Source organism: Archangium primigenium, assembly GCF_016904885.1.
Lineage (GTDB): Bacteria > Myxococcota > Myxococcia > Myxococcales > Myxococcaceae > Cystobacter > Cystobacter primigenius.
Genome location: NZ_JADWYI010000001.1, coordinates 8949881 through 8971517, shown reverse-complemented (window position 1 = coordinate 8971517; position 21637 = coordinate 8949881). Strand labels below are relative to the sequence as shown.

The window sequence follows — 21637 nt, the reverse complement described above, 5'->3', positions numbered from 1 at the left end:
GGAAGGGTCCACCCCAACAGCCCTCGACGGCTCCGGCAATCCACCCCGCGCGCCGCGTGCGCGCGGGCGTGCTCAATAGGTCCGATAGTAGATGAGCTGGCCGGCCTCGCCACCCTTGGCGCCCTCGCTGGGCAGGAACATGCTGACGGCGATGGCCCGCTGTCCGTTGGGCGCGGTCAGCACGGTGAGCGAGGGATTGGCGAACGCCGTGCTGCCCGCGTCGGTGCGCATGGCGAGCGGCTCGGCGTTGCCCGTCTGATAGTCGAAGATGAACGCGCGCCAGGAGCCGAAGTCGTTCTTCGTGTACTGCCCCTCCATGACGCCATAGGTGAACGACTTGTAGGCGAAGGCATCGCGGTCCCCGATGTTGCCGCCCACGCCCCAGTGCAGCAGGGCGTTGTCGAAGGTGCCCTGGGCGCTCGTGCTCCAGGCGCGGAAGTTGGTGAGCCGTCCGCGCTGCTGCCGGTCCCGGTCACAGTTCCAGTAGTAGTGGCCGCCCACCTCGATGACCGAGTGGTCGATGTCCGGCGACAGCGTCACCGAGTAGAGGTTGGGCGTGCCCTCGGCGCAGGAGGACAGGGTGCGTGGCGCGTCGAAGGAGCGCGAGGCCACGCCGCTGAGCAGATCGTTCCGGGTGGCGTAGTAGCGGAACGCCAGGTGGTTGTTGGGCTCCTGCTCCCAGGCCAGCAGATAGGCGCCGTTGGGCAACGCCATGATGTGGGGTTGGGAGGCGAGCGTGCCGAGCTCCCGCTGGAAGGTCCAGTTGAGCAGGTCCGCGGAGGTGGCCACGCTGACGCGGGGCGTTCCATTGAGATACGTGTGGTAGACGGCCAGGTAGCCACCCGCGGGATCCTGGATGAGCTTGGCGGTGTCCATGGTCCGGCCCATGCTGTCCCGGCTGCCATAGCGGCGCGCATTGGCCTGGGTGACGTTCTCGATGAGGCCATGCAGCTCGGCGCGTGGCCCGTCCGAGGGGGGCGCGGCGAGCGCCTCCGTGCTTCCACCCAGCACGCCCGCGAGGGCCATGGCCACCACCATCCTGTGTCGCTTCATCGGGAGCACCTGTCGGCGAGCGCGGTCCCACGTGGACCGGAAGTCCAGCAAAAACCCGTAAAAGCGGGATGTCAATGCTGGCGTCCCCACCCGCAGCGGCTCGGGTATATAGGCGCGTCCCATGCGGCTTCGCCCCTACCAGCCAGGCGATTGGGATGCGGTGTATGACATCTGTGTGCGCACGGGCGCCAATGGAGAGGACGCCCGGGGACACTACCCGCGCGACGCGCTGCTGCCGGACCTCTTCGCGGGCCCCTACCTCGCGCTCGAGCCGGAGCGGGCGTTCGTGCTGGACGCGGGTGAGCGGGTGGTGGGCTATGTGCTCGGCACCGCGGACACGCCGGCGTTCGTGACCGCGTGGCGCGAGCGGTGGCTGCCACGCGTGGCGGGAAGTCATCCCCCGCCCGTCGCATCGCCGCGCACCGCCGAGGAGCGACTCATCGCCCTGCTCCATCGCCCCGAGGCCCAGCTCTTCCCCGAACTGGCGCCCCATCCCGCGCACCTGCACGTCGACCTGCTGCCCGAGGCCCAGGGCGCGGGATTTGGCCGACGCCTGGTGGAGACCTTCCTCACGGCCGTGGCGCGGGCCGGAGCACCCTCGCTGCACCTGGGCACGGGCAGCGGCAACCTCCGCGCGGTGCGCTTCTACGAGCGCATGGGGTTCCAGCGGCTGTCCGTGGCGGGGGTCGAGGGCGCCACGTACTTCTGGCGCTCCACGGCGGTGTCCGGCGCCGAGGGGTGACGCGCCTCAGGCGCTCTTGCGCTCGCGCACCGGGGCCTGGGCCTCGGCGGGCAGGCCGAGCGCCTCGAGGTACAGGCCGCGCACCCGATCGGCGAGCGCCACGGGATCCTCGCCGAACGAGGCCACGGGCACCGGCGGCAGCACGCGCATGCGCACCCGGGCGCTCGGGCCCAGCCACAAGCCATCCCAGCCGAGGATGCGCGTCGTCCCCTCGATGACCACGGGCACCACGGGCACCTGCTCCGCGATGGCGAGCTGGAAGGCGCCGCGCTTGAAGGCCAGGGGCACGGGCGTGGAGGAGTAGGTGCCCTCGGGGTAGATGAGCACCGGCACGCCGCGCCGCAGCCACCCGGTGCAGTCCGCCAGCATGCGCTCCATGGCCTGGGCCGTGCCGCGCCGCACCGCCACGTACCCCATCCACGTCATCAACCAGCCCACCATGGGCGTGCGGAAGAGCGACGCCTTGGCGACGAACTTGTACGGGTGGCCCAGGCCCATGGCCACGAGGATGTCCGAGGCGGACTGGTGGTTGGCGACGATGATCGCCGGCCCCTCGGGCAGGTGCTCCCGACCCTCGATGCGCACCTTCCAGCCCGGCCAGGACAGGTAGAGCACGTGGCACCAGCGGCTCACGAAGGCGTGCAGCGCGGCGTGGTTGCGGTCGAAGGGCCAGGTGACGAGCCACAGCAAGCCGCCCACCGTCGTGCAGATCGGCGCGGTCGTCAGGAAGACGACCCAGAACCAGAGGGTGGCCAGGACCTTCATCTCGTGGGGCTCGTGGAAAAGGGGGGGACGGACGGCGCCGCCATGATGCCCGCCTGGCCTCGTCCGCGCACCGTCCATCCACCCGCCTCCCCGCCGCCCGCCCTCCAGGGAAGAGGACAGGCCTCGCTCGGGGGTTGGCAATCGCGCCCCACCCCGGCACACTGCCCCGTGCCTGAACGTGCGAGCAGGCAGGGGAGCCCTCCCTCCGCTCGCGACGCTCGGAGGGGATCGCACGGATGCGGCTGCTGCACACGTCGGATTGGCACCTGGGGCACACGTTGTACGACACCACGCGCGAGGCCGAGCACGCGGCCTTCCTCGAGTGGCTGCTCGACACCCTGGAGGCGCGCGAGGTGGACGCGCTGCTGGTGGCCGGTGACATCTTCGACACCTCGAACCCCAGTGCCGAGGCCCAGGCGGCCTGGTACCGCTTCGTCGCCCAGGCGCGGCGGCGGCGGCCCGAGATGGACGTCGTCGTCATCGGCGGCAACCACGACTCGGCGGCGCGGCTGGACGCGCCTCATCCCCTGCTGACGGCGATGGGCGTGCGGGTGGTGGGCGGCCTGTCGCGGCCCGGCGAGCCGGTGGACCTGGAGCGGCTGGTGGTGCCGCTGCATGACGCGCGGGGCGCGGTGGGCGCGTGGGTGGCGGCGGTGCCCTACCTGCGGCCCGCGGACCTGCCCCTGTTTCCCGAGGAGGTGGGGGACCGGCTCATCGAGGGCGTGCGCGCCGTCTACACCGAGGTGCTGGACGCGGCGCGGGCGCGGCGGGCTCCGGGACAGGCGCTCGTGGCCATGGGCCACTGCTACATGGTGGGCACGGAGCTGTCCGAGCTGAGCGAGCGGCGGATCCTCGGCGGCAACCAGCACGCGCTGCCCGTGGACCTGTTCCCCGAGGACGTGGCGTACGCGGCGCTCGGGCACCTGCACAAGGCGCAGCGCGTGGGAGGCCGCGAGGGCGTGCGCTACAGCGGCTCGCCCCTGCCCCTGTCCCTGTCCGAGCGGAACTACGCCCACCAGGTGCTGCTCGTGGAAATGGAGGGCGAGCGCCTGGGGCGCGTGGAGTCGCTGCCCGTGCCGCGCACCGCGGAGATCCTCCGCGTGCCCGAGCGGGGCGAGTCGCCCCTGGACGCCGTGGTGAAGGCGCTCCAGGCGCTGCCTCCGGCCGATGCGGCGCTGCCGGACTGGCGGCGCCCGTACCTGGAGGTGGGCGTGGAGCTGTCCCGCCCCGAGCCGTCCCTGCGCCGTCAGGTGGAGGCCGCGCTGGAGGGCAAGCACGCGCGGTTGGTGAAGCTCACCCCGCGCTACACGGGCTCGGGCCACGCCCTGTCCGAGGCCGCGCCGGGCGCCTCGCTCAAGGATCGCACCCCCGAGGACGTCTTCCGCGCGCGGTATGCCCGCGACTACACCGAGCCGCTGTCCCCCCAACTGCTCGAGGCCTTCCACCTGCTGCTCACCCAGGTGCAGGAGGACGCGTCATGAAGATCCTCGCCATCCGGGGCGCCAACCTCACCAGCCTCACGGCGTTCAAGCTGGAGTTGGATCAGCCGCCGCTCAGCGCCATGGGCCTGTTCGCCATCACCGGCGCCACGGGCGCGGGCAAGAGCACCGTGCTGGACGCCATGTGCCTGGCCCTCTTCGATCGCACGCCGCGCCTGGGCGAGGGTCGGGGCGTGCCCGTGGGCCGCGCCGAGGAGGACGAGGACGCGCGACTGCGCTCGCATGACGTCCGGGGCCTGTTGCGGCGCGGCACGGCGGAGGGCTTCGCCGAGGTGGACTTCCTCGGCCGGGATGGCCGCAAGTACCGGGCGCGCTGGTCCGTGCGGCGCGCGCGCAACCGCGCCGAGGGCCGATTGCAGGACCAGGAGATGCAGCTCACCGAGCTCACCTCGGAGGGCGTCGGGCCGCCCATCGGGCGCAAGAAGGGCGAGGTGCTCAAGGCCATCGAGGAGCGGCTGGGCCTGTCCTTCGATCAGTTCCGGCGCTCGGCGTTGCTCGCCCAGGGCGAGTTCGCCGCCTTCCTGCGCGCCAAGGACGAGGAGCGCGCGGAATTGCTCGAGCGCATGACGGGCACGGAGGTGTACAGCCGCATGTCCATCGCCGCGCACCAGCGCCACCGCCAGGCGCAGGAGGAATTGGCGAAGTTGGACCAGGGCGTGGCCGCCATCCAGTTGCTGTCCGAGGGCGAGCGTCAGGCGTTGACGGACGGGCTCGTGGGCGAGGAGCGGGCGCTGGCGGAGGCCCAGGCGTCACGGACGCGGGCGGAGGGCGCGGTGCGCTGGCACGAGGCGCGCGCGAAGCACCTGGCCGAGGAGCAGGACGCGGAGCAGGCGCGCACGCGCGCCGAGGAGGCCCTGCGGGCCGCGGAGCCCCGACGTCAGGAATGGGAGCGGGTCCGCGCGGCCGAGGCCCTGCGCGCGCCGGTGTCGGGCGTGGACGCGGCGGCGCACGAGCGGGCGCGCACGGAAGCGGAGGCGACGTCCCGGCGCGCGGAGGAGGAGTCGGCGCGCACGGGGGTGCACGAGCGGGAGGCGGCGCGCGAGGCGGCGGAGGCCCGGCGCGAGGCCGCGGTGCGCGCGGACGCCGAGGCCCGTCCGACCCTGGTGGCGGCGGAGACGCTGGACACGGCGCTCCAGCACGTCCAGGAGCAGGCGCGCGAGGCGACTCGCAAGTGGGAGGAGGCCCGGAAGCTGGAGGCGGCGGCCCAGGGCGTGCTCACGGCGCTGGCCGAGCAGGAAACCGCCGCGCTCAAACGCGTCGAGGAGATCCAGCTCTGGCGCGACAAGTGCAAACCCGTGGAGGCGGTGGCCCGGGAGTGGCCGCGCTGGGAAGAGGAGCTCAAGCGCTACCAGGCGGTGGTCGAGCGGGAGGCCGCGGTCCGCCCGTCGCTCGAGGACCGCCGCTCGCGCGCCGAGCCCTTGCGCCTGGAGGCCCACCGCCACGAGGTGGCGCACCGCGAGGCGGCCGCGCGGTGGCGTGAGGCGGAGGCGCGCGTCGTCCAGACCGAGTCCGAGCAGGGCCAGGACCTGGGCCCCGAGCGTCGACGGCAGCGCGAGGCATTGCGGACGCGGCGGGAAGTGTTGAAGGAGCTGGACGTGGCGCGGCGGGCGGCGCGGGAGGCCCTGGACGAGGCGGCCCAGGCCACGCGCGACGTGGAGGAGGCCCGGACGGCCCGCGCCACGGCCGAGGCCGAGGCGGTGGCCGCTCGGGCCCGGTGCACCGAGGGCGAGCTGTTCTTGAAGGAGGCGCGGCGCGCGTTCGAGCGGGCGCGGGACGCGCAGGGCCTCACCGCGCGCCGGGCGGATCTGTGTGACGGCGAGCCGTGTCCGTTGTGCGGCGCGACCGAGCACCCCTACCGCCGGGCCGGTGCGGCCCTGGAGGGTCTGGTCGAGGAGGGCCGCGCGCGAGTGGCCGAGCTGGAGGCCGGGCTCCAGGAGGCGACGCGCGCGGAGTCCGCCGCGAGTGCCCAGGCCGAGAGCGCGGGGCAGTCCCTGTCGCGGGCCGAGGCGCGACGCGACGCCGCCACGAAGCGGGGCGGGGTCCAGCGCGAGGCCTGGAGCCAGTCACGTGCCCGTCTCACGGAGCCGCGCCCGCCCGAGTCCGTCGAGGCACCCGACGCGGAGCGCTGGCTCGTGGATGCGCTCGAGGCGGCGCGAACGCGGGACGAGGCGCTGCGGGTGGAAGAGGAAGCCGCCGAGCAGCGGGCCGTCAAGGCCCGGGCCGCGCGCAAGGCGCGGGACGAGGCGCGCGTGGCGGCGGACGCGGCGGAGGGGGCCTGGCGTCAGGCGGACGAGGCCTCGCGGCGCAACGCCGAGGAGGAGACGCGGGGCCAGGAAGAGGTGGAGCGCCTGTCCCTGAGCCGGCGCGAACTCCAGACGGCCCTGGCGGTGGCCTTCAAGGACTGGCCCCAGTGGGAGTCGGACCTGTCCACGAACGCGGGGGCCTTCCACACGCGCTGCAAGAAGGCGGTGACGAACTGGAACGACAAGGAAAAGCTCCTGCGTCAGGAGGAGGGCACCGTCCGCGAACTGGCGGAGAAGCGCGCTCCGGCCGCGGCCACGGTGGAGCTGCGCCAGGGTCAGACGGAGGCGTGCGCGCGGGAGCGGACGCGGGTGGAGGCGGAGCGGGACAAGACGCGGGCCGAGCGCGCGGCGCTGTGCAACGGGCGGCCCACGGCCGAGGTGCGCGCGGAGCTGGAGCGGACGCTGGGCGTGGCGACGCGAGAGGCGGAGGCGCGCAAGGACGACGCCGCGAAGGCGGCCCAGGTGCTGGCCGTGGCGAGCACCCGCACCGAGTCGGCCTCCACGGCCGTGGTGACCGCGACCCAGGCCCACGAGCGCGCCGAGTCGCAGCTCGGCGCACTGCTCGCCGAGCGGGGGTTGTCGCTGGCGGCCGTCCGCGGCCTGCTCGCGCGCGACGCCGCGTGGTGTCAGTCCGAGGAGCGGGCCCTCAACGCGCTCACCCAGGAGCTCGCCCGGTGCGGCTCCGTGTGGGACGAGCGCCGCGCCCGGCGCGAGCGGCACGAGGGCACCGACGTGCCCGCCCTGGCGCGGGACGAGGCCTCGGCGGCGCTGGAGCGCGCCCGGCAAGAGGCGGACGCGCGACTGCGCGCGGCGGAGGGCTCGCGGGCCCGGCTCACGCTGGATGACCAGGCGCGCGCGAAGCAGGGCGAGCAGGCCCGGCTGCGCGCCCAGCGCGAGCGCGACAGCGAGGTGTGGCGCACGCTCAGCGAGCTCATCGGCTCGCACGATGGCAAGAAGTTCAAGGTGTTCGCCCAGAGCCTCACCCTGGACGCCCTGCTGCACTACGCCAACGCGCACCTGCGGGAGCTGGCGCCGCGCTACGGCCTCATGCGGGTGCCGGGGCATGACCTGGACCTCCAGGTGGTGGACCGGGACATGGGCGACGAGGTGCGGGCCGTCTCCAGTCTCTCGGGCGGTGAGAGTTTCCTCGTGTCCCTGGCGCTGGCGCTGGGCCTCGCCTCGCTCTCCTCCGAGACGACCCAGGTGGACACGCTCTTCATCGACGAGGGCTTCGGGACGTTGGATCCCCAGACCCTGGAGATGGCGCTGGCCACGCTCGACGCGCTCCAGGCCACGGGCCGTCAGGTGGGCATCATTTCCCACGTGTCCGGATTGGCCGAGCGCATTGGCGCGCAGGTGCGCGTGGTGAAGCAGGGCGCGGGTCGCAGTCTGCTCAAGGTAGTGGGCGACGGCGGCGCCTTCAGTGAGCTGCCCGCCACCCGTCGGCCCTCCGCGTCGGTGGCCTAGCGCGCTGTCCAACACCCACACCGGACCGGTCCACGGGGACTGGCTCCGGTGTTCGGGCCTCGTGGAATTCTTCGACACCCATGCACTCTCCGGCAGTGAACGGGTGCGTGCGCGTCTGCCCACCAGCCAGCGGATTTCCGCGGGGCTCTGTACGCGCGCGGGCAGCGGCCCTGGACGCGAGGGCAGGGCACCGTGAAACCCACTAGGCGACAAAAAAGCGGATCCCCAGATTCGCGGTCCCCTGTACCCCGCGAGGCTGTGTATGAGAGCCCCTCCCCGTATGCTCGCGGCCGCCCTGGCCGCGTTTGTCTTTGGTTGTGACGATGGTGGTGGCGCCAAACCCGGGCCCTTGGATCCCAACGCGAACTGCACGGATCCCAATGATCCCGCGTGTGTGGTGACGACGCCCACGGGCTGCCCGGACCCCAACAACCCGAGATGTCCTCCCACCGAGCCGCCCGAGCCCGTTCCTCCCGCGCCCCCCTATGGACCGCCCCCGGGGCCGCGCTCCTCCAACAACACGAAGATCGACTCCGACTGTGACGGCCTGTCCGACGCCGAGGAGTGGGGCAACATCTACGCGGTGGACGCGCGCACGGATCCGGGCAATTGGGACTCGGATGGGGACGGCCTGCGCGACGGTCTGGAGGTCGGTCGCACGGCCTCGCTCAATACCCTGCCGCAGTGTCTCAAGAGCTTCCAGTCGGACCTGGACCCCAGCAGCCGCACCAACCCCACCAACCCAGACACGGACGGGGACGGCATCCTGGATGGCCTCGAGGACCGCAACCACAACGGCCGCCTGGATCCGGGCGAGACGGATCCCGCCAACCGGGACTCGGACGGAGACGGGCTCTCGGACGGCGAGGAGGACACCAACCGCAACGGCAAGCTGGATCCAGGCGAGACGGATCCCCGCAAGCGCGACACGGATGGTGACAAGCTGTCGGACGCCACCGAGCGCAACGTCACCGGCACCGACCCGCTCAACGCCGACACGGACGGGGACTCGTGCCTGGATGGCGCCGAGGATCTCAACGGCAATGGCCTCAAGGATCCGGGCGAGACCGACCCCAAGGATGGGACGGATTGCGGCGGCGGTCCCCTCCAGGACTCCGACGGTGACGGCATTCCGGACCACATCGAGGACGCCAACCACAACGGCGTGCACGATCCCGGTGAGACGAACTGGCGCAACCCCGACACGGACGGGGACGGCCTCAAGGACGGCGTGGAGGACCGCAACCACAACGGCCAAGTGGACCGGGGCGAGACGGATCCCCTCTCCAAGGACTCGGACTGTGACGGGCTCCTGGATGGTCCCAACCAGGGCACCTTCCTGGGCGAGGATCTGAACGCCAATGGCAAGCGCGACCCCGGCGAGACGGATCCCACGGATCGCGACACGGACCATGACGGCCTGCTGGATGGCGTGGAGCGCGGGGTGCCGACGAGCGGCGCGCCCGTCACCACGTGCGGCTACGTGGGCGACGCGGACCCCTCCACCCAGACGGATCCGCTCAAGGCCGACTCGGACGGGGACGGCATCGCGGATGGCGCCGAGGACTCCAACCAGAATGGCCGGGTGGACCCAGGCGAATTGGATCCGCTCAATGGCCGGGATGGCAGCGGCCCCGCGGGCCACGCCTGCGCGGCGCAGAACCTGCGCCAGGTGAGCTTCCAGGAGGACAACGGCGGAGACATCCGGTTGGCGCTCCGGCCCTCCTTCAAGGAAGTGAAGCAGATCGTCGTGGGCGGCAAGACGCGGGGCTTCGTGGGGTACGACGACACGAACCAGGTGGCCTTCGTCGCCTACAAGCGCACCCAGGCGGGCTCGTCCACCACGGTGGTGGGCGACGAGCTGTACGTGCGTGGCCAGTTCTCCCCGGCGGTGAAGCCGGGCACCACGCAGACGTTCACCTCGTGGGACGGCTACCCCGCGGTGCAGGCCTTCTATGACCAGGGCTCGGCGGTGTCCCTGCGCGACTACGCCAACACGGTGGCCAATGGGCTGGTGGGCTCGGGCGCGGGCTCGCTCGCCGGGGGCGCGTCCACGCCCGGACCGTTCAAGATCCAGGCGCAGTACGTGCACCGCTCCAACGCGAGCGTGCTCGTGGTGGTGGCCATCACCCCCGCGGCGCGCTTCACCGAGCCGGGTCTCTTCGTGATGGGCGACACGGCGGGCGGCACGGCGCTGGCCCAGTTCGGTGACTCGGACGCGGTGCAGTGCGAGCCCTTCACCACTGGCAACGGCATGGCGGACTTCCTCTTCGTGGTGGATGACAGCGGCTCCATGGCCACGTCCCAGAGCGCGCTGGGCAACGCCGCCGCGGCGGTGGCCAACCGGCTGGGCAACTCGCAGCTCGACTGGCGCATCTCCATGGTGACCTCGTCGTATACCCAGATGGGCTATGGCCTGCCCAACGGCGGCGTGTTCCGCGGCTTCACCCGGGACATCAACCAGTTCAAGGCGTGGCTCCAGCGTGACGCCGCGTGCCCGGATACCACCCAGCGCTGCTGGATCGACGTGTCCGGCTCCAGCGAGGAGATGACCCTGGCGAGCGCGCGGGCCGCGGTGGACTACATGTCCAGCTCCAGCACGGCCGCGGACAAGAAGTACCGCGCCGGGGCGCGCCTGGTGGTCATCATCCTGACCGACGTGCGCGACACGAACGACACCACGCCCGTCAGCTCGTACATCGACTACTTCAAGGGCGCCAACCCCACCGGGACGCCCATCCAGATGCACGGCATCATCTGCGACTCCGCGGACGGCGGGGAGTGCTACCCGGGCGAACCCATCCACGACCTGCGCCACAAGGACGTCATCCAGGCCACCGGCGGCATCGTGGGCAGCATCCGCAGCACCAGCTCCATCCAGAACACCATCGGCAGCATCATGGACAGCGTGATCGCCTCCACGGGCTACCGCACGCTCAAGCCGCCCATCGGCGCCTCGGTGCGCGTGGCCGTGGAGGCGGTGCAGAACGAGTCCCTGTGCAACAAGAACGACCTGCCGCGCAGCCGCGTCAACGGCTTCGACGTGGACGGCATCAGCCAGGCCCTGGCCTTCTACGGCGCGTGCCGTCCGGCCAACGCGGGCGCCACCCGGGCGGCCATCTCCTACCGCTACTGGAGCGACCTGTCGCGCAACGCCGAGGGCAGCCCGCCGCCGTGCGCGACGGACGCGGGCTACTACGATCCCGCGGACCCGGACTTCTGCAAGGGCAACCTCGTGTGCAACCGGCAGACGAACCGGTGCGACTGCCCGTCGGACTGTGGCGGTGGGGGCGCTCCCGGCACGGTGTGCAACACGAACAAGAACGTGTGTGACTTCGCCTGCGGCTCGGAGTGCGGCGGCATGTGCGGCAGCTTCCAGGCCTGCAACACCAGCACCTGCACCTGCCAGTGCGCCGCGTCCGCGAGCTGCTCGCCGGGCTTCCGCTTCGACGCCACCGCCTGTGCCTGTGTCTGTGACACGGCGGCGCTCAACTGCGGCCCGTCCTACCAGGCGGATGCCAACTCCTGCGCCTGCATCTGCCGGGACAACTGCGGGGGCACCTGCGGCGGCGACACGCAGTGCAACATGAGCTCCTGCCGCTGCGAGCCGAAGCTCAACTGAGGCCGCGCGTCGGGTCGTCCCGGGGCCGGTGGTCCTCCTCACCGGAGGGTCGCCGGCCCCGCTGTTTTTTCCCTGGCGGACGGATGCCGGGAAAGTCGTTGGGCGGCGACGCCAGGGCTGGCTAGCCTGCGCGCTCCTGACAGAGCACATGGGGGCTGGGATGTCGCGTCATGCAGGCGTGGTGGCACTGGGACTGGTCGCGGCGCTGGGCTGGGCAACGCGGGCGGCGGCGGCCGAGGAAGAGGAGGCGTTCCAGAGCGGCAAGACGGTCTTCCTGCGGGGCGGCGGGGGCGTCTTCCCGACGGGCCTGGGCGTCGTCTCGCATCTGGGCCCGAGCTGGGGCGTGGGCGTGGCGTTCGAGCCCTCACGCTTCTTCGCCGTCGAGCTGAGCTACGAGGGCTCGAGGAACTTCTTCTATGACGGTGAGCGCTATGACCACCACCTGCTGCGCAACGGCGTCTCCGTGCTGGCCCGGCTCTCGCTGCCGGTGTCCCGGTTCGTGCGGCCCTTCGTGGGCGTGGGCGTGGGCGGCTCGTTCGCCCTGGAGCCGCGCGGTGACGAGCTGTTCGGACGCACGACGTTGCTGGGCGAGGTGCCCGTGTCCGCGGGCATCGAGTTCGGCTCGGGCCGCCTCCGGGTGGGCGCGCGCACGGCGTGGCGGCTGCTGGTGGGCTCGGAGGCGAAGGACCACGCGCTGTGGGACTACCTCGACCTGCTCGCCACCGCGGGCCTGCGCTTCTGATTCGTTCGCCGGGGGATGACCCGAAAATCCGTCGGGTTTCCTCCATTAGGGGAAATCCCGGAATCGGAGTTTTCCCCCATGCGGAACTTTCTCGTCGCGTCGCCCGTGGCCCTGCTGTCCCTGATGAGCGCGGGCACGTCCTTCGCCCACGGTTCCATCGAGGTCCCCCTGAGCCGCGTGTACGGCTGTTACAAGGAGGGGCCGGAGACGCCCAAGTCGGCCGCGTGCAAGGCCGCCATCGCGGCGGGCGGGACGCAGGCGTTCTACGACTGGAACGGCGTGCGGCAGGGCGACGCCAACGGCAATCACCGCGCGCTCATCCCGGACGGCAAGCTGTGCAGCGCCAACAGCGAGGTCCACAAGGGCCTGGACCTGGCGCGCTCGGACTGGCCGAGCAAGCGCATCGCGCCCAATGGGCAGGGCCGCTTCGACTTCGTCTACCACGCCACCGCGCCGCACGCGGCGCGCGACTTCCAGTTCTTCATCACCCGGCAGGGGTATGACCCGACCAGGCCGCTCAAGTGGTCGGACCTGGAGTCGACGCCCTTCTGCACGGTGCCGAGCGCGCCGCTCATCAACAGCCGCTACACGCTCAACTGCCCCTTCCCGCAGGGCAGGACGGGCAAGCACGTCATCTACAATATCTGGCAGCGCTCGGACAGCCCGGAGGCCTTCTACGCGTGCGTGGACGTGGAGCTCGGCGCGGCCAAGACGCTCGGCGGCCTGGCGTGGCGCGAGGTGGAGCCGGTGCTCGCGCGCGAGGCGCTGCCCGCGGGCAGCACGGTGACCTTCCGCGTGTTCGATGCCGAGGGCCATGACGTGGAGCGGCACCAGGTGCGGCTGGACGGCGCGGAGAGCCCCGCGGCGGATTGGCTCGGACGGCTGGCGCGCCGGGTGAACCAGGACTCGCGCGTCATGCGCGTGGGCACGCTCGACGCCGAGGGGGAGATCTCCCCGCTCGACGCGGCCCAGGGCAACAGTGTCTACGTGCGTGAGGACGGCTACCGCTTCCAGATCGACATCCAGAAGCCCGCCACCCAGCCCTGAGGTCCCGGGCGGCGCGACACCACTGTCCAACAATTCCACCGCGGGGGGATGCACACCCACGCGGTGGATGCCTAGCCTGCGCCCACGCATCGGCGAACAGGAGAGTGGACATGTCGCGTCAAGCAATGGCGGTGTTGGGACTGGTGGCGGCACTGGGCACGGCGGGAACGGCGGCGGCCCAGGAGGATCCCACGGGCAAGGTGAAGGTCTTCCTCAAGGGTGGCGTGGGCAACTACACGGGCACCCGAGGCAACTTCGTCCAGGTGGGCCCGTCCTGGGGTGCGACGTTGAATCTGCAACCCTTGCGCTTCCTCGGCTTCGAGATCGGCTACGAGGGGGCGTACAACCCCATCAGCAGCGCGGGCGTGTTCGACCTGGCCCTGACGCGCCACGGTGGCAGCGCGCTGGCCAAGCTGTCCCTGCCCTTCATCGAGGTGGTGCGTCCCTTCGTGGGCGTGGGCGTGGGCGGCTCGTACGTCTTCGCCGAGGGCACGCTGCTGGGCGGCTACCGGTCCGGCCTGGTGGGCGAGCTGCCCCTGGCCGCGGGCGTCGAGTTCAACGTGGGCAAGCTCACCGCGGGCGCCCGTGCGACGTACCGGCTGCTGCTCAGCGAGGACCTGTCCAACCAGGTGGAGGATCCGAGCGGCGGCTTCTTCGACGTCGTGGCCACGGTGGGTCTGCGCTTCTAGCGCGCGGCTACTGCAGGGGCCGGGCGAACGGCGCGTGGGTGTCGCCGAAGAGGCGCAGCCACTCCTCGCGCAGCGTGCGGTGGGTGGGAATGCCCAGGAACGAGCGCTGGAGCGACTCGTCCTGGATCTTCCCCACCAGCGTCTGCATCCGCTGGTGGGCCTGCTCCAGCACGAGCAGGGCGCGCCGGTCTCCCTGGGCGCGCAGCACCCGGAAGCAGGTGAGCCACATCCAGAAGGGCTCCTCCACGCCGTGGAGGCCCTCGGCCTGGAGCGCGGGCAATAGCTGCTCGATATACCCGAGCGCCAGCAGGGGGTGCCCACTGGCGAGCTCCACGGCGGCCAGCCCCGTCACGGCCTCCAACTCCAGGTGGGGCATGCGCGTCTCCACGCGGATGCGCCGCGAGTGGAGGAAGGCGTCGCGCGCCTCGCTCAGGCGCTCGAGCGCCATCAGCGCGAGCCCCCGGCTCATCCAGATGTAGCCCTGGTAGCGCGGACTGCCCGTCTCCTCGGCCAGCCGCAGCGCCTGGTCGGCCCAGTCCAGCGCGCCCTCGGAGTCGCCCAGGTGGTGGTGGATGCGCGCCAGGTTGCAGCAGTCCATGGTCTCCCAGAAGCGGTAGCCGATGACGCGGCTGAACTGGAGCGTCTGCTCGAAGTCGGCCCGGGCCCGGGCGAAGTCACCCAGGTCCTTGTGCATGTAGGCCAGGTAGCGCAGGGCGGAGATCTCCAGCCACCGGTCCCCGAGGGACTGGCAGAAGGGGAGGACCCGCTGGATGTGGGCCAGGCCCGCGGCCAGGTCTCCTCCCTCGTGCAGGGTGGCGCTCAGGTTGAGCATGCTCTCCACCTCCACCTGGACGAGCCGCGCCGACTCGGCGAGCGTGAGGCTGCGCTCGAAGTGGACGCGGGCCTGGACGAAGTCGCCCAGGTGGTGGCGCAGCATCCTGCCCCAGCGCAGGTGGGCGATGGCCTCGCTGGGCACGTCGCCCAACTCCTGGGCGAGCCGGATGGCCTTGTGCACCGCCTCCTCGCCCGTCTCCAGCTCCCCCACCTCCAGGGCGTAGAGCGCGCGGCGCAGGGCCGCCTCCGTCTGCCGTCGCTCGTCCCCCAGCCGCACCGCCAGGGACTCCATGGCGTCCAGGTCCAGGCGCTGCTCGGGCCGGTTGCCGAGGATGGAGTGCACGCGCTCGCGCGCGGCCACGATGGCGTAGCGCTCGGGGTGGTTGTCCTCGGCGCACAGGGCCAGCGCGCGCTCCAGGAAGGCCCGGGCCTCGGTGTGGGCGAACAGGCCCAGGGCCTCCTCCGCCGCGCGCCGCAGGGACGTGGCCGCGCGCTCGCCCTGGCCGGAGGCCTCCAGGTGGTCCGCGAGCAGCCCGAGGTGCTCGCGCGAGCGTCCGCCCCCGCGCGCCAGCAGCCACTCCGCGATGCTGCCATGGATGGTGCGCCGCTCGCGCTTGAGCACCGTTTCGTAGGCCACCTCGCGCACGATGGCGTGCTTGAAGATGTACTCGCGCGCGCCGGAGAACGAGGAGTTGGACTGCTCGAAGATGAGCTCGCGCTCCTGGAGGGCGGCGAGGATGTCGTGCAGCGCGGTGGACGTGGCGCCCTCGGCGTCCATGCTCAGGAGCGACTCGTCCCAGAAGATGCGGCCCACCACGGAGGCGCGCTGGAGGATCTCCCGCTCGCGCGGCGGCAGGCTGTCCAGGCGGGACTGGAGCACCCCGCTGAGGGTGGGGGGCACCTTGAGCGTGGTGAGCCGCCGGGCCTCCACGCGCCAGCGCTCGCCGGAGACGAGGATGACGCCCTCCTCCAGCAGCATCTGGATGAGCTCCTCCAGGTAGAAGGGGTTGCCCTCGGCCCGGGTGACGACGAGCGCCTCGAGCGCCGGGGGGATGTCCTCCACCTTGCGCAGGAGCTCCGAGAGCAGTCGGTGGCTGTCCTCGGGCACGAGCGGCGCGAGCTCCAGGCGCCGGTGCGCGCCGGCGTGGATCCACCGCGTGCGGCGCTCGAAGAACTCGGGCCGCGCGGTGCACACCACCAGCAGGCGCTCGGCGGACAGCGTCTGGAACAGGCGCTCGAGCAGATCCAACGCGCTGTCGTCCGCCCAGTGCACGTCCTCCAGGAAGAGCACCATGGGCTCGCGCCGCAAGAGGGCGTGGAAGTAGTCGCCCAGGGCGGCGAGGCCGCGCGCGCGCAGGCTCTGCTCGTCCATGTGCGTGCCCTTGAGGTGGGGGCTCGCGCTGAAGTCGAAGCCGATGAGGGCGCCGGCCAGGTGGGCGCGGATCTGACTGCCCTCGCCGGGGCCCAGCGCCGCCTGGAAGCTTTCCTCCATGCGCGCGCGGATGACGCCGGCCGAGTCGCTCTCCTGCACCTGGAGGTGGAAGGAGAACAGGTCGCGCAGCAGGGCGTTGGGGTGGCGGCGCATCTCCGGGCTGGCGCGGCCCCGGAGGCACAGGGGCGTCACCTCCAGCGCCTCCAGCCACGTCTCGAACTCGCCGAGCAGCCGCGACTTGCCGATGCCCGCCTCGCCGGTGATGGTGACCGCGCGCGCCTCGCCGCCGGCGATGACCTCGAGCAATTGCTCGCGCAGCGTGCCCAGCTCCCGCTCGCGCCCCACCAGCCGGGCCCAGATGCCCTCCAGGCCGCGGCGCCGCTGGAAGGCGCGGGGCCGGGCGGACAGCACCTGGTACACCTGGAGCGCCTCCTGTTTGCCCTTGAGCCGCAGGGCGGGCTGGGGCTCGGCCACGAAGGCCTCGCTCACCTGGCGCCACGTCACGTGGGACACGAGGATGCCGTCGGGCGGCGCGGCCTGCTCCAGGCGGCTGGCGGTGTTGACGGTGTCGCCCATCACCGTGAGCTCGCCGAGCGTGCCCACCACGCCGAGCAGCACCGGCCCCGTGTGGATGCCGATGCGCATGTGCATGCCCTCGGGCGGCGCGCCGGGAAACGCCGCCAGGCGCGACTGGATGTCCAGGGCCGCGTGGATGGCCCGCTCGGCGTCGTCCTCGCTCGAGCCATCCGCGCCCCAGAGCGCCATGACGGCATCCCCGATGTGTTTGTCGATGCGGCCGCCGTGCCGGAAGATGGCCGCGTCCACGCGCTCCCACAGCCGGTTCATCAGCTCGCCCACGTCCTCCGGATCCATCCGCTCGCTCAGGGCGGTGAAGCCGCACAGGTCCCCGAACAACACCGTGACGTGACGGCGCTCCAGCGGCATGTGGGCCGCCAGGGCGGTGAGCCGCGCGCGCAAGGCGGCCAACGCGGCCTCGGTGGCCTCGGCGCCGAGCACCGCGCGTTGGCCCTCCAGCACCGCCAGGGCCTGCTCGAGCAGGTCACGTTCGTTGTTCATCATCCTCCGGGGGCGGCCCACCTGCTCGACAAGTCCATTCTCCCAGTCGGAGCGCGAACCGTCGAGGGGAGCCCGGAAGTCCGGAGCTTCATCGGCGTACCGGTTTCAGGCCCGGCGGCGCCGTGTCCACGCGGAACACGGGGTAGAGGTTGAAGTGGGTGTCCCGGGCCGGGTGCCGCTCGGCGAAGAAGCGCAGGCGGGCCTTGGGGTCCCCGGCGAAGGTGGGGTCCTTCAGGCGCTCCTCCCAGGCGGCCTTCACGGCGGGGTCGCGCGCCAGCACTTCCCGGGCGAAGGGCTCCACCACGTACTCCTCGATGTACTCCTTGGTCTCGAAGTGGTTGTTGAAGAAGCCCCAGGACACGAGCGAGTCCGGTCCTTGGGGCTCCAGCAGGTGGGCCACGAGGGGCGCGCTCTTCTGGGCGGCGGGCACGTAGAGCGTGCCCTCGGGCAGGGGCCAGGTCTCGTGCGTCCACCCGCCCTGGACGGTGAGGCCCTGGTGGCCCTCGACGGAGTCCTGCCGCAGCGCGGTGGCGGTGGCGCGGAACACCTCCACGTCCGTGGGCGGCCGGGCCTGGCCGAGCCGCTGGAAGGCGAGGCCATGCGCGGCGAGCTTGGGGGCCACCCAGGCGGCATGCGCCGGGGGCACCAGGTAGCCGCCCCGGGGCAGGGTGGCGGTGCGCGCGGGGCGGATCTCCTCGAAGTAGGGAATGGTCCAGACCTGGGGTTTGGACGGGTCGTAGCGAATCCACGGCAATTGGGTGAGGTCGGACTTGGAGCGCTCGTAGGCATAACCCCGGAAGGCGATGGGGTGACTGGCCTTCGTGTTTTCCCAGGCGAGCACCACTTCGCGCACCTGGCCGGATTCGGCCTCGGCGTCCACCTGGGCGCGCGCCTTCATCAGGGCCTGGCCGTCCCGGGCGAACAGGGTGAGCAGGCCCTCGAGCACGTGGCGCGTGGTGGCCACGCGGTGGGCGTAGGGCTTCCAGGAGTGCGTCTCCACCAGCACGCCGTAGCGCCGGTTCACCAGCCAGTACGGGTGGCTGAAGCGCGGCGGGGACACGCCGTAGCTCACCCCGGAGGTCGGGTCGTCCCACTCCTCGAACGCGGGGTAGAAGGGCAGGGGCAGGTGCCCCCGGGCCTCGAGCCCCTGGAGCAGCTCCGCGACCATCTTCTCCCCGGCGCGTCGCAGCGGCTCGGGGCCCGTCTTCTGGGGCTCCATCTGCACGCTCACGTCGTGCTCGAACTGGGCCCCGTCGGTGACGTGCAGGTCGATGAGGACGAGCGGATCCCACGTGTGCAGGAGCGTGAGCATGGACACCATCTCCGGGGCGTCCGCCTTCACGTAGTCGCGGTTGAGGTTGTAGTTCTGTCCGGTGGTGCGCCAGCCCATCTGCTCGGGGCCCACCTGGTTGGGGCGGTTGTTGGGGCCGAAGCGCTCGTGCCCGTCCACGTTGAACACCGGCACGAAGACCGTGGTCACCGCCTGGAGCGTGCCCGGCAGGGCCTTGCCGTCGAGCAGGTCGCGCAAGAGCCAGAAGCCCGCGTCCTTGCCGTCGATCTCCCCGGCGTGGATGCCGCCCTGGAAGAACACCACGGGGCGCTGCTTCTTCGCCGCGGCGGCGGGGGTGAGGGTGCCGTCCGCGCTCGCCACGAGCGCGAGCAGGGGCCGACCCTCGGGCGTGGTGCCGAAGGTGTCACAGCGCACCTTGCCCGGGTAGCGCTTGGGGAAGGCCCGGCACAGGGCCTCCACCTCGGCGTAGCGGCCGGTGCGCGTCCAGCCGCTCGTCTCGGAGGCGGTGGTGAGGGGGGCCTGGTGCAGGGTCAGGGCGAGCAGGGTGGGCAGGAGCATGGGCGGGCCTGGGGTCAAGGCCGTCTGTTGACCACACCCGGCCGTCCGGCTCAACCCTGGCGCACGCCCAGACTCTCGCCCACGGCGAGCACGTGCAGGGGCTCGGAGGGCAGGGCCCGGCGCTTCCACTCCGCGTCCAGCCGCTGGGGCGGCTCGTCCAGGGGCTCGTCGGTGAGCTTGAAGGTGCCCCAGTGCATGGCGAGGAAGCGCCGCGCTCCCAGGTCCACGAAGGCCCTCACCGCCTCCTCGGGGTTCATGTGCTGCCGGGACATGAACCACTCCGGGTCATACGCCCCGATGGGCAGCAGCGCCGCGTCCAGCGCCGGAAAGCGCCGACCGATCTCCTGGAAGCCCTCGAAGTAGGCGGTGTCCCCCGAGTGGTAGACGCGGGCGCTCGTGCCCTCCACCACGAAGCCGCCCCAGAGCGTCTCGTTGGCGTCGTTCACGCCGCGGCGGCTCCAGTGCTGCGCGGGCACGAAATGCACCGTCACGGGCCCCACCCGGGTGGAGCCCCACCAGTCCAGCTCGGTGACGGGCAGCCGCGCGCGCTGGAAGTAGCGCGCGAGGCCCAGGCCCCCCACGATGGGGGCCCCCACCTGGCGCAGCGTGGGCAGGTCCAGGTGGTCGAAGTGGTTGTGGGACACCAGGCTGGCGGTGATGCGCGGCAGCCCGCTCACCGGAACCCCGGGCGGGGTGTTGCGCCGGATGAAGCCGGGAATCGTGTCGCCGAGCACCGGGTCGATGAGCAGGGACACGCCGTCGAGCTGCACGAGCCAGCTCGCGTGGCCGAGCCACGTGAGGCGGGCGCCCTCTCCCGGCGCGGGTGGCACCGCCAGGACGGCCAGGTCGGGCTCCACCCGACGCATGACGCAGGTGGCCGGACTCTGGCGACGCTTGCCCGCCAGCTTGTCGCCCACGGCCCATTTGAAGACGTTGCTCAGGGGATGGGGACCGGTGCCATCCAGGTTCTTGAAGCGCGGCGGCATGAGGGACCTCTCGGTTGGGTTGCCTACGCTAGCAGGCGAGAAATGATTTCTTCCCGAGTTCTCGGGGGTGGAGAAGTATCGGCCCATGAGCGTGCGGCATTTCGACATCGTGGTGATTGGTTCCGGTCCGGGCGGCGAGGGGGCGGCCATGAAGGCGGCCAAGTCCGGCAAGCGGGTCTGCGTGGTGGAGCAACAGCCCCTGGTGGGCGGCGCCTGCACCCACACCGCCACCATTCCGTCCAAGGCGCTGCGCCACGCCATCCAGCGGCTGGTGGACGTGCAGATCGATCACCCGGACCTGCGGGTCGAGCTGGCCCACCGCTGGAAGTTCAAGGACATGATGCGCAGCGCCACCTCGGTGGTGTCGCGCCAGGTGCAGCTGCGCACCACCTTCTATGAGCGCAACCGGGTGGAGCTGGTGGTGGGCCGGGCGCGCTTCCTGGACGCCAACACCCTGGAGGTGAGCGAGCCGCGGGGCGCCAGCGAGCAGCTGTCCGCCAAGTCCGTCGTGCTGGCCACGGGCTCGCGGCCCTACCACCCGCCGGACCTGGACTTCCAGCACCCGCGCATCTTCGACTCGGACACCATCTTCAACCTGCGCGACACGCCGATGACGATGATCATCTACGGCGCGGGCGTCATCGGCTGCGAGTACGCCTCCATGTTCCGCATGCTGGGCGTGAAGGTGGACCTGGTGAACACGCGCGAGCGGCTCCTGTCCTTCCTGGACGATGAGATCTCCGACGCGCTCAGCTACCACCTGCGCGAGCAGGGCGTGCTCATCCGCCACCAGGAGCAGATGGAGCGCGTGGAGACGAGCGACGACGGGGTGGTGCTGCACCTCAAGAGCGGCAAGCGCCTGCGCGCGGACATCTTCCTGTGGGCCAACGGGCGCACGGGCAACACCCAGGACATCGGCCTGCAGGCGCTGGGCATCCAGACGGACTCGCGCGGCAACATCCAGGTGAACGACGCCTACCAGACGGTGGTGCCCCACATCTACGCGGTGGGCGACGTGGTGGGCAATCCCTCGCTCGCGAGCGCGTCCTATGACCAGGGCCGCTTCGCCGCCACGCACATCGTCGAGGGCCGGCTGGAGCACAAGCTCGTCAAGGACATCCCCAGCGGCATCTACACGAGCCCGGAGATCAGCAGCCTGGGCCGCACCGAGCAGGAATTGACGCGCCAGGGCGTGCCGTATGAAGTCGGCCACGCCTTCTTCAAGAGCCTGGCGCGCGCGCAGATCACCGGCCGCACGGTGGGCATGCTCAAGATGCTCTTCCACCGGGACACGCGGGAGATCCTCGGGCTGCACTGCTTCGGGGACAACGCCTCGGAGATCATCCACATCGGCCAGGCCATCATGTCGCAGGAGGGCCCGGGCAACAGCATCGACTACTTCATCAACACCACCTTCAACTACCCCACCATGGCCGAGGCCTATCGCGTGGCGGCGCTCAACGGCCTCAACCGGCTGTTCTGAGCCCCGGGCGTCCCGCCCTCCACGACATTCCTGTCAGGGATTGGCGG

General features: G+C 71.7%; 13 protein-coding genes. 8 read left to right on the top strand and 5 right to left on the bottom strand.

Annotated features, from left to right (window positions below):
- Window positions 1-72 precede the first annotated feature (72 nt).
- A complete protein-coding gene (locus I3V78_RS36790) occupies window positions 73-1053 on the bottom strand; it encodes a glycoside hydrolase family protein (protein WP_239576929.1) in 981 nt (326 codons plus the stop codon).
- A gap of 121 nt (window positions 1054-1174) precedes the next feature.
- On the opposite strand from I3V78_RS36790, the gene I3V78_RS36785 reads away from it, so the two are divergent.
- Window positions 1175-1795: a GNAT family N-acetyltransferase gene (locus I3V78_RS36785; protein ID WP_204495407.1), complete on the top strand. Its 621-nt coding sequence runs from the start codon at window positions 1175-1177 to the stop codon at window positions 1793-1795.
- 6 nt (window positions 1796-1801) lie between these two features.
- Here I3V78_RS36785 and I3V78_RS36780 read toward each other — a convergent pair whose 3' ends face one another.
- Complete coding sequence (locus tag I3V78_RS36780) at window positions 1802-2560, bottom strand: lysophospholipid acyltransferase family protein (RefSeq protein WP_204495405.1); 759 nt, start codon at window positions 2558-2560, stop codon at window positions 1802-1804.
- A 236-nt stretch (window positions 2561-2796) separates the two neighbouring features.
- Here I3V78_RS36780 and I3V78_RS36775 point away from each other — a divergent pair, with 236 nt between their 5' ends.
- From I3V78_RS36775 to I3V78_RS36750, 6 genes are all read left to right on the top strand, one after another.
- A complete protein-coding gene (locus tag I3V78_RS36775; RefSeq protein WP_204495403.1) occupies window positions 2797-4041 on the top strand; it encodes an exonuclease SbcCD subunit D C-terminal domain-containing protein in 1245 nt (414 codons plus the stop codon).
- A complete protein-coding gene (locus I3V78_RS36770; RefSeq protein WP_204495401.1) occupies window positions 4038-7829 on the top strand; it encodes an AAA family ATPase in 3792 nt (1263 codons plus the stop codon). The genes I3V78_RS36775 and I3V78_RS36770 overlap by 4 nt, the downstream gene beginning before the upstream one ends.
- 280 nt (window positions 7830-8109) lie before the next feature.
- Window positions 8110-11451 carry an adventurous gliding motility lipoprotein CglD gene (gene cglD / locus I3V78_RS36765; protein ID WP_239576927.1) on the top strand — a complete coding sequence of 1114 codons (3342 nt, stop codon included), beginning with the start codon at window positions 8110-8112 and terminating at the stop codon, window positions 11449-11451.
- A gap of 160 nt (window positions 11452-11611) precedes the next feature.
- Complete coding sequence (locus tag I3V78_RS36760) at window positions 11612-12193, top strand: hypothetical protein (RefSeq protein ID WP_204495396.1); 582 nt, start codon at window positions 11612-11614, stop codon at window positions 12191-12193.
- 78 nt (window positions 12194-12271) lie between these two features.
- Complete coding sequence (locus tag I3V78_RS36755) at window positions 12272-13240, top strand: lytic polysaccharide monooxygenase (protein ID WP_204495394.1); 969 nt, start codon at window positions 12272-12274, stop codon at window positions 13238-13240.
- Window positions 13241-13350: 110 nt separating this feature from the next.
- Window positions 13351-13929, top strand: a complete 579-nt coding sequence (locus tag I3V78_RS36750; RefSeq protein WP_204495392.1) for a hypothetical protein — start codon at window positions 13351-13353, stop codon at window positions 13927-13929.
- A 7-nt stretch (window positions 13930-13936) separates the two neighbouring features.
- Here I3V78_RS36750 and I3V78_RS36745 read toward each other — a convergent pair whose 3' ends face one another.
- The 3 genes from I3V78_RS36745 to I3V78_RS36735 all read right to left on the bottom strand — a co-directional run bounded on the left by I3V78_RS36745 (window position 13937) and on the right by I3V78_RS36735 (window position 20107).
- Window positions 13937-17272 (bottom strand): ATP-binding protein, encoded by a 3336-nt coding sequence (locus tag I3V78_RS36745; protein ID WP_204495390.1) that lies wholly within the window; start codon window positions 17270-17272, stop codon window positions 13937-13939.
- A gap of 88 nt (window positions 17273-17360) precedes the next feature.
- Complete coding sequence (locus I3V78_RS36740; RefSeq protein WP_204495388.1) at window positions 17361-19121, bottom strand: M14 family zinc carboxypeptidase; 1761 nt, start codon at window positions 19119-19121, stop codon at window positions 17361-17363.
- A 50-nt stretch (window positions 19122-19171) separates the two neighbouring features.
- Complete coding sequence (locus I3V78_RS36735) at window positions 19172-20107, bottom strand: MBL fold metallo-hydrolase (protein WP_204495387.1); 936 nt, start codon at window positions 20105-20107, stop codon at window positions 19172-19174.
- Between the two features lie 85 nt (window positions 20108-20192).
- Between I3V78_RS36735 and sthA the strand changes: the two genes are divergently transcribed.
- Window positions 20193-21590, top strand: coding sequence for a Si-specific NAD(P)(+) transhydrogenase (gene sthA, locus I3V78_RS36730; RefSeq protein WP_204495386.1), 1398 nt, complete (start codon window positions 20193-20195; stop codon window positions 21588-21590).
- Window positions 21591-21637: the final 47 nt, after the last annotated feature.

Bases quoted from the DNA above. Each gene is read 5' to 3' on its own strand.
- I3V78_RS36790 (WP_239576929.1), bottom strand. From the start codon at position 1,053: ATGAAGCGACACAGGATGGTGGTGGCCATGGCCCTCGCGGGCGTGCTG.
- I3V78_RS36785 (WP_204495407.1), top strand. From the start codon at position 1,175: ATGCGGCTTCGCCCCTACCAGCCAGGCGATTGGGATGCGGTGTATGAC.
- I3V78_RS36780 (WP_204495405.1), bottom strand. From the start codon at position 2,560: ATGAAGGTCCTGGCCACCCTCTGGTTCTGGGTCGTCTTCCTGACGACC.
- I3V78_RS36775 (WP_204495403.1), top strand. From the start codon at position 2,797: ATGCGGCTGCTGCACACGTCGGATTGGCACCTGGGGCACACGTTGTAC.
- I3V78_RS36770 (WP_204495401.1), top strand. From the start codon at position 4,038: ATGAAGATCCTCGCCATCCGGGGCGCCAACCTCACCAGCCTCACGGCG.
- cglD (WP_239576927.1), top strand. From the start codon at position 8,110: ATGCTCGCGGCCGCCCTGGCCGCGTTTGTCTTTGGTTGTGACGATGGT.
- I3V78_RS36760 (WP_204495396.1), top strand. From the start codon at position 11,612: ATGTCGCGTCATGCAGGCGTGGTGGCACTGGGACTGGTCGCGGCGCTG.
- I3V78_RS36755 (WP_204495394.1), top strand. From the start codon at position 12,272: ATGCGGAACTTTCTCGTCGCGTCGCCCGTGGCCCTGCTGTCCCTGATG.
- I3V78_RS36750 (WP_204495392.1), top strand. From the start codon at position 13,351: ATGTCGCGTCAAGCAATGGCGGTGTTGGGACTGGTGGCGGCACTGGGC.
- I3V78_RS36745 (WP_204495390.1), bottom strand. From the start codon at position 17,272: ATGAACAACGAACGTGACCTGCTCGAGCAGGCCCTGGCGGTGCTGGAG.
- I3V78_RS36740 (WP_204495388.1), bottom strand. From the start codon at position 19,121: ATGCTCCTGCCCACCCTGCTCGCCCTGACCCTGCACCAGGCCCCCCTC.
- I3V78_RS36735 (WP_204495387.1), bottom strand. From the start codon at position 20,107: ATGCCGCCGCGCTTCAAGAACCTGGATGGCACCGGTCCCCATCCCCTG.
- sthA (WP_204495386.1), top strand. From the start codon at position 20,193: ATGAGCGTGCGGCATTTCGACATCGTGGTGATTGGTTCCGGTCCGGGC.